The 7770-nt window shown below is 58.0% G+C and carries 6 protein-coding genes and 1 pseudogene; 6 read left to right on the forward strand and 1 reads right to left on the reverse strand.

What is annotated here, in order from left to right:
• Nucleotides 1-64 precede the first annotated feature (64 nt).
• Nucleotides 65-235 (reverse strand): hypothetical protein, encoded by a 171-nt coding sequence (locus JWS10_RS02545; protein WP_299504460.1) that lies wholly within the window; start codon nt 233-235, stop codon nt 65-67.
• A 307-nt stretch (nt 236-542) separates the two neighbouring features.
• Between JWS10_RS02545 and JWS10_RS02550 the strand changes: the two are divergent.
• From JWS10_RS02550 to JWS10_RS02575, 6 genes and pseudogenes are all read left to right on the forward strand, one after another.
• Nucleotides 543-828 (forward strand): annotated as a pseudogene (locus tag JWS10_RS02550) (SH3 domain-containing protein).
• Between the two features lie 1042 nt (nt 829-1870).
• Complete coding sequence (locus tag JWS10_RS02555) at nt 1871-2851, forward strand: PhnA-like protein (protein ID WP_299504463.1); 981 nt, start codon at nt 1871-1873, stop codon at nt 2849-2851.
• Nucleotides 2852-3052: 201 nt separating this feature from the next.
• Complete coding sequence (locus JWS10_RS02560; protein WP_299504466.1) at nt 3053-3367, forward strand: hypothetical protein; 315 nt, start codon at nt 3053-3055, stop codon at nt 3365-3367.
• Nucleotides 3283-3633 carry a YidB family protein gene (locus JWS10_RS02565; protein ID WP_299504469.1) on the forward strand — a complete coding sequence of 117 codons (351 nt, stop codon included), beginning with the start codon at nt 3283-3285 and terminating at the stop codon, nt 3631-3633. The genes JWS10_RS02560 and JWS10_RS02565 overlap by 85 nt, the downstream gene beginning before the upstream one ends.
• Before the next feature lie 439 nt (nt 3634-4072).
• Entirely contained in the window at nt 4073-4573 is a 501-nt protein-coding gene (locus JWS10_RS02570) for a ferritin-like domain-containing protein (RefSeq protein ID WP_299504472.1), read from the forward strand.
• A 243-nt stretch (nt 4574-4816) separates the two neighbouring features.
• Nucleotides 4817-5779, forward strand: coding sequence for an NAD(P)/FAD-dependent oxidoreductase (locus JWS10_RS02575; RefSeq protein ID WP_299504473.1), 963 nt, complete (start codon nt 4817-4819; stop codon nt 5777-5779).
• Nucleotides 5780-7770 lie beyond the last annotated feature (1991 nt).

Below are 7770 nucleotides of genomic sequence, written 5' to 3' on the forward strand. Positions count from 1 at the left end.
CGGCTGGCGTCGGCTTTGTCAGGTTCGATTTCCTTTGCACCGCCGTGCAGTATCAGCGCCCACATCACGCCACCTCCGCAGTCGCCACATCGGGAAACGCCGTGATCGAACTTTTGCTGTTTGGGTCAAAGCCACGGATCTGCCCCCATAGTTCAGTAAGGGCTACGTATTGCGCAAAAATGGCAATTGTTGCCGCGCGAGCTTGGTGCAGGGCTTCAAATTGAGTGTCTGCCAAGTGAATCCTCCTTGCGAGTGATGATCAGGGCGAGTGTATTCTTTGGTAAGGATACCCTGCACACGCCACCCAACAAAATCGCTCTAAGAACCAACGCGCTTCGCCTTTCAATGTTCCGCCATTAGGCAGCCTTGTTTTAAGACGCAGTTTCCGTAGGTTAATAACCGAAAGATATTACTGCAGAGGCTAACTTAGTGCTTTTTGCATGCCCAACTTCGAGCCACATGGGCAATTTAAATCCGGCAACGGCAGACTTTGATCTCATCCATGGTTAGTTTAAAGACTTGCAAATGTACGAGGGCAAAAAATGCGCTATATCGCTTTCCCGTTCCTTCTAGCGGTGTCTTTTTGTTGCCAGCTGTGCGGAAATGTCCAGCAGGCGCACAGTCAAAGGTGTCGGGACTGACGACCTTTTGAAGCTGCGGGCGGGGCCAGGGCTAGGCTACAAAATTAGCGTGGGTTTGCCAGATGGAACTGCAGTGACGCGCCATACCTGCACAACAGAAGTTGGCGAGCTTTGGTGCCAAGTCACGCTGATAGCATCGCCTCACATAAAGGGCTACATCTCAGCTGATTATCTATCCGCAAGCTGACTGCGAGAAACCGCCATATTGCCGAGGGTCGCCGACCGGAACCTTGGCTAAGTCGCCGGAGATAGTGGCATCCTCAATAGAGCAAACCCGGTTTTGGTGCTGGCATCATTGCGCTGGCGGCCCAAGCCGAACGTGTGGCGATCTTACGGCGCACCAGAAGGCGCTCGCCGTTGCCAAGTAGCGTGGGGTGAAGCCGGCGGAACCCATTGATCAGGCTGCAAACCCGCGCCTAAACGGAAGCAACGATTACATGGGGCCGTTTACTTGATACCGCCCAGGGCCAAGTGAAAGTTGGAACCGAATGTTCAAGGTAATTAATTTTGCGGATCGCCGCCTCTGTGTCCAAGCGCGATGGGCCCGGAAATTAAGAGACTTAAATCTGACGAAATGGTTGACCGTCGACAGCTATCTGGTTTGCGCGACCTTGGCGGTTGCAGTGCTGATGTGAGTGGCGTGATCGGGTCGCGGGCGACGGTTTTGAGCTCTAATTTTGATGCTGATTTTGGCGGTGAACAAGCAGTTGGACCTACAATCGGCACTCGCAGCAACTGGCCGCTGCATAGCGCAGTTCCAAGGTTGGTATCGCGCGCGGCGCGACGTTCAGCATCACGTCATCGAAGTCCTGCTCGTTGCGATCGTGGCCGGCCTCCGCCTGGTCCGCAGGAATCCCAACGCATAGTCCGAGTGTAAGTTGTCGGGAACTTTTCACCGTTTATAACGCTTATGCCGCAATGACTGAATGCGCACACTGCGTATTCGCCGCCCCAACGCGCAGAAGCCGACATAGACAACGAGAGAAGTAAGGGTGCCGTCACCAAAGTCAAAAGCTCGGTGAAGGCGGTTATCGGCAAGGTAATGGGTGTCGCCAAGCTTCAGGCCAAGGGCCGGGCCGCCTATGTTGCTTGTACGGCGCAGACCGTCGTCGGCCGCGCCAACGACGCGGCCCGGAGGCTCCGGGCCTGAAGCCCATGATCTGACCACTGGGGCCGGCTAACCTTGGCGCAGCCCTTTAGAGCCATCAACTGCATTTAAGGATATACCCATGACAGACACCTTCCGACCCGACACGCCACGCAGCCGCGGCGACACGGACGCTCCACATATGAGCCCGGCGACGCCCGTCGAAGATGTGCGCACCATCATGATCAACCAGATCTCCTGGGGTGCGGTTATGGCCGGTGTCGTCCTGACACTGGCCCTCCAGTTGATCCTCAACATGCTTGGCATCGGCATCGGGGCGGCAAGCCTCAACCCGGGTCAAGGACCAGGTGCCAATCCAGAGGCAGCCACGCTCGGCATCGGCGCGGGGATCTGGTTCCTCGCAGCCGGTGTCATCGCCTCGTTCGTGGGCGGGTATGCAGCGGGCCGGCTTGGCGGCAAGCCAAAGGAGTCGACGTCTGGCTGGCACGGACTGGTCACTTGGGCGCTGTCGACGCTCCTGATATTCTATCTCCTGACGTCGGCCGTCGGCGGCATCATCGGTGGAGCTTATTCAACCCTGACCGGCGCACTCGGCGGTGTAGCCTCTACTGTCGGTGCCACGGCACAGACCGCTGTCCAAGGGGCTGCGACGGCCGCTTCGGGAGAAAACGACCCGCTGGCGGGGATCGCGGACGCCATCCCTGCCGGCACTGGCGAGGACGCTGCAGCCTTGCGTGATGCGGCCGTGGCCGCTGTGCGCGCTGCCATTACCGGCGATGAGGCCCAAGCTGAAACCGCACGCGAGGAGGCTGCCCAGGCCATCGTCGCGGCCCGTGGCGTAACCATCGAGGAAGCCCGCACGCAGGTGGCCGACCTAGAGGCGCAGTATCGCCAGACCACTGCCGAGGTCACCGAGCAGGTGACTGAAGTTGCCGACACTGCCACCGACGCCGTTTCGAGCGGCATGCTCTTTGGGGCCATTGGCCTTATCCTCGGTGCTATCGCCGCCTGGTTCGGCGGACGTGCCGGGGCGGTCGACCCGACCTTGACAGCACGGCAGATGCCAAACCGCAGCGCAATCACCACCACGACACGCCGCTAGGCGGCACAACGTCCGTGCGCTTTGCGCACGGGCGTTAACAGCGCTCGACCCGAACCGTCCCTGAACCACGTTAGCTGGGCCGACAGGGGATGCCCACAAATTCCGGTTGGGCGCCAGAGCCCTCTGTCGGGTTGCCGCAGCGTCCAACCCATCTCTTTAAAACATCGGGGCCTGAGCGCCCCCTCACAAAAGGAATATGACATGGCCCGTAGTGGATTTCCCTCGATGACAGCCCTTCTCGGCATGCTGGCTGTGGCCGGCTATCAGAACCGTGACACGCTGTCCCGGATGATGGGCGGCCGCGATAGTGCCGTCGGCAGCATGGGCGACATTGGACGGTCCGACATGAGCAGCGTTGGCACGTCTGGTGGCGGCTTGGGTGGTCTGCTTGGCGGCCTCCTTGGTGGGGGTGAGAGCGGCGGACGGCCGATATGGGTGGCCTGGGCGGGTTGCCGAGCGGCTTGGCGGGTGGTACCAGTAGAGCTGGTGTCGGTGGACTCATCGGTGGAGGTCTGAGCGAGATCTCGACGCGATTTCGTCAAAATGGCCATGGCGACGCGGTGGACTCTTGGGTCGGCACAGGTCCGAACGCGGAAGTGGCGCCGCGCGACTTGGAGCGGGCTATCGGCTCGGATGTTCTCGATGATCTGACCGAGCACACCGGTCTGTCACGCGACGAGTTGCTCGCACGTCTTTCGCGAGAGCTTCCGAAGGCTGTTGATCAATATACCCCGCACGGCCGCGTGCCAAATGACGATGACATGCGCGGCTGGCAGGGCTAATCCTTCGTAATCCACCGCCCACGGCGATGCAGCGCTTCTTAATCGAGCCCGCCTTACGTGCGCCAAAACTGCGCCGCGCCGGCCATTCAGTCCGACACGTCGTCGAGCTACTCGTGACCTCACTTAGACATGCGCAGAAACGCGCTCAGGTTTGGGCAACGCGGTCACTTCGCTATTTTAAGCGGGAACTAGGCATCCCAGTTGAGGTTTGATTTCCGTCAAACAGTGGGTTCGCTATGTCGGGAGCTGTCTCTATGCCCGTCGCATCTGAAACTCTGGGAGTTACAGTTCGCGATGTGGTGACCGAACGTTGCGTGCAGCCGAGGCACGGCCCTTGTCGCCGACCCTTTGATCACCTCGCTAGGCCGCGCCACCACGCACGAGATGGAAGCTGCCCCGAAAACACCACCTTAATCCTGACCCACCTAAGGAGTTTATGATGAAAAACCCAAATCTCGAAGGCATGTTTCACGAGACCTTGCGCGATATCTATTATGCGGAGCGCCGCATCCTAAAGGCGCTTCCGAAAATGGCGCGCGTAGCCCAGTCCGAATATCTTAAAGCGGCTTTCGAAAAGCACCGCGGCGAGACCGAGACGCATGTCGAACGCCTTGCCCAAGTATTCGAGCTTATCGGCAAGCGGCCGCAAGCGAAAACCTGCCCCGCGATTGATGGCATCATCGACGAAGGCGAAGAGGTGATGGAATCGTTCAAAGGCAGCCCCGCGCTGGACGCAGGTCTCGTTGCTGCCGCTCAAGCGGTCGAGCATTATGAGATGGCACGCTATGGCACCCTGCGCGCTTGGGCAGCATGTCTTGGCATGACAGAGGCAGAAGAGTTGCTGTCCCAGACGCTCGAGGAAGAAGAAGCGACGGATGAGTCGCTGACTCAGCTTGCTGAGACCTCTGTCAACGAGGCCGCGTTGCGGCAGGCTGCCTGAACAGCCAAGCGCGGGTACAAGGCGACGCCAAACCTGCCGTGGAGTAGGTTTGGCGTCGGACCTTCGCAATTGGAAATGGTCACACGCCCTAGAGAAATATCCGGAAATGACATGGAGCAGATAACTGTGATGCGAACCAATCACCTGTGCGCTTCCTTTATAACCTCAGGTTGCCATACTTTGCGCGCAAAAAGAAATTCCGCCTTTGCGCGGCATGTTGCCTAACTGTTAATATTAACAACCATGAACGGTAAGTTATATGACTGCGTCATCGTAGGGGGCGGACCGGCGGGATTGACCGCAGCGATCTATATCGCGCGTTATCATCTGGATGTGATAGTAGTTGAAGACGGGCGAAGTCGTGCCGCAATGATACCGCTTTCGCACAATCATGCAGGTTTTCCGGACGGCATTGCGGGAACGGAACTCCTGGCGAGAATGCGTTCGCAAGCGGCCAAATATGGCGTCAAATTCAGGCTTGGGCATGTCGAAACTCTGGTGAAAACTGGAGAGAGCTTTTTGCTCAGCTTAAGCGAAAACGACGTGCTGTTCGCAAAATCAGTTTTGCTGGCCACGGGCGTTCACAATCATCGTCCCATCATGTCGGACAGCGAACACGATTCAGCAGTTGAGCGCGGACTATTGCGATACTGTCCGGTATGCGACGCATATGAGATTACCGGTCGGCGTATTGGCGTGATCGGTACGGGCGACAGGGGCGTCAACGAGTCGGTGTTTTTACGGAGCTTCACGGATGACATCACGCTGATGTCTCCAGCCGAGGGTCACGATCTTTCGCCCGAACATAGGGCACGACTTGACGCATTTGGCATCAAAACGATCAGCGGGCCAATCGCGGGTTATGAATACGATGATGACTCTGTTATCGTAACAACTGTCAAAGGTAAAATTTCGTTCAACTCTGTTTACGCGGCTCTGGGATCAGATGTTCGGTCCGAATTGACAGAAATGTTGGGCGCGAAGCGAACCGAGGAGGGATGTGTTATTGTTGATCGACATCAGCGCACCAATATCCCCGGTCTCTACGCGGCAGGTGACGTGGTGCTTGGTCTTGATCAGATCAGCCATGCAATGGGTCAAGCATCCGTAGCCGCAACTGCAATCCGAAACGACCTTTTCGAGACGAGCCTTGTCGGCGCTGAGACATACCCATCCGATTTGAAAAGATCCACGATGTCTCGGTGATAGCGCGCCCCGAGCGGAACAAAAAAGCGCATCTGAGGTTGATGAAGACAGACCTTATCATTGGAGAACTTCATGAACCGTAGAAACCTATTTGTTGTCGGCACTGCCGCAATAGCAGCTGTACCTTTTGCAGGCTTCAGCCAGACGACAGCTGCTGCGCCCTCTGATCCCGAAAACGACCGGCTTTGCTAGGTGGCAATTTCGCCCTGCTGAGCAGTAACATCGCCAGCGATAAAGCCACCGATCCAACTGTAAAAAACATTTGCTGCATTTGAAATTACGGAACAGCAGGCTGTGGCTCTCGCCTTTGCCGCAGAGGCCGGAGCGGGAGGCGTAAGTCAAAAGCATGCGGCGCTTTTGGCGCAGCTAGAAGCCGCACCGGCTGGTCGGGAGTTTGACATGATGTATGTTGACAGTCAGATAGCAGGTCATCAGGAGCTTCGTGCAATCCATGCGGCATATGCCAAAAAGGCAGCGATCCGATGGCGCGCGGTGCGTCCATCGTTGGCGTTCCGGCAATAGAAACCCATCTCGCCATGCTACGTGGTATTAAGCAGCGCTTGGCGTAGAGACATACGTCTTATTAAATGTGAGAGTTCTGGCCTGTTCCCTTGCTGAGGCTTGGGGACAGCGCGGCGTTCAGATTGTCAGTCAATCCCGGCGACGAACTTATAGGAGGGTTGTCGACCTTAGCGTCAAATACGTGAGCCATTCCGCTGATCGGAAAGCCGGTCGTCCCGTAAAGTAAGAGTTGACCCTTGTCCTCGAAGTTGCAGTGCCCTCCCCGCACATAGTCCAACCCTAACATTACCACTTGCTGCGGATCAATCCAACACCCCATGCCGCCGCTTTGCAGCTCTCAGCAGGATCACAACCGCGATGCCTGATTTGGCAAACAAATTCCTCCGGACCTGACCTGCCTGCCTATTGGCAGGGTCAGTCAGCGCTAAATATCACGTCGCGTCGCAGCATGGTGTCCCGCCAACGATAATGTTTCGGGAGCGCCACCGCTGACTCTCCGACGCTGTAGTGCGGCCAGTGACAATTACTGTCTCCCTCAGTCAGCGATGAACGGGGGTCGGCATCGCTGCGCGGTGCCAGATAACGAAGACGGCAATCGCTGGAGCAGGAACGGGCAGCGAGAACGCGCTGACCCATCCAGCCCGCAGCGTGACTACGATCCGGAACCGGGCACCAGCGCGATCAGGTCCCTCTGTGTGACGATCCGCGGGCGTCGGAGAACCTGGCACGACGCCCATAGTCGTCTCGGCTGAGGCCGAGCTCAGCCAGCGTGGCATCGACGGGTGTACGCACCGCGGCGGGGCAACGCCATCTGTCACGCTGCGTAAGGGTGTGCGATGAGCGGGCCCAGCGGATGCCCGGTCTTGGCTTATCCGACAAACCGGTCGCGAAATTTGACCACTCATCTGCCGTGACACGAGCGGAGCTGGCAGGCTGGGCGAGCGCCGACATGTTAGTCGTTGCGCACATCGCCCCAGCGGCCGTAGCGCGACCCTGAGACCCGAACGATTCAAGCACTTTGCCGCTTGACCGCGCTTAGGTTCGCAAGCCTAGCGGATCGAAGGACTTCGGCTTTCGTGCCGTATAGCGCTGGCGTGTGACTGGTCTCGGATTTCGCTACCGGGCGTCCCGTCGCAATTGGTACGCTACCGCGAGTCTCTGATCAGGCAGCACTGCTGGAAGCAGCCACTTTCAGCCATTTTGCGTTATAGCACAGCTGATCCGCCCAAATGGTCCTCACGCTTCGCCGGGCTTATTTTCTTCAGGTCCCCCTCCACCGTTGCGCCGGGTTGGACGGTCAATTCGCCATAGGAAACCGACCCTTCTACACGCCCATGGTAAACGCTGCGCCGCCCCCGTGGTTTCGGCTTAGCCGGATTTCGGGCATGCCGTCCTGCAACTGAGTTTGCGGGAGGTTTGCTGTGGAGCACCAAATTGAGCACCGGATGGAGGCCAGTCGTAGGGGAGTT

Source organism: Cypionkella sp., assembly GCF_028290025.1.
GTDB lineage: Bacteria > Pseudomonadota > Alphaproteobacteria > Rhodobacterales > Rhodobacteraceae > Cypionkella.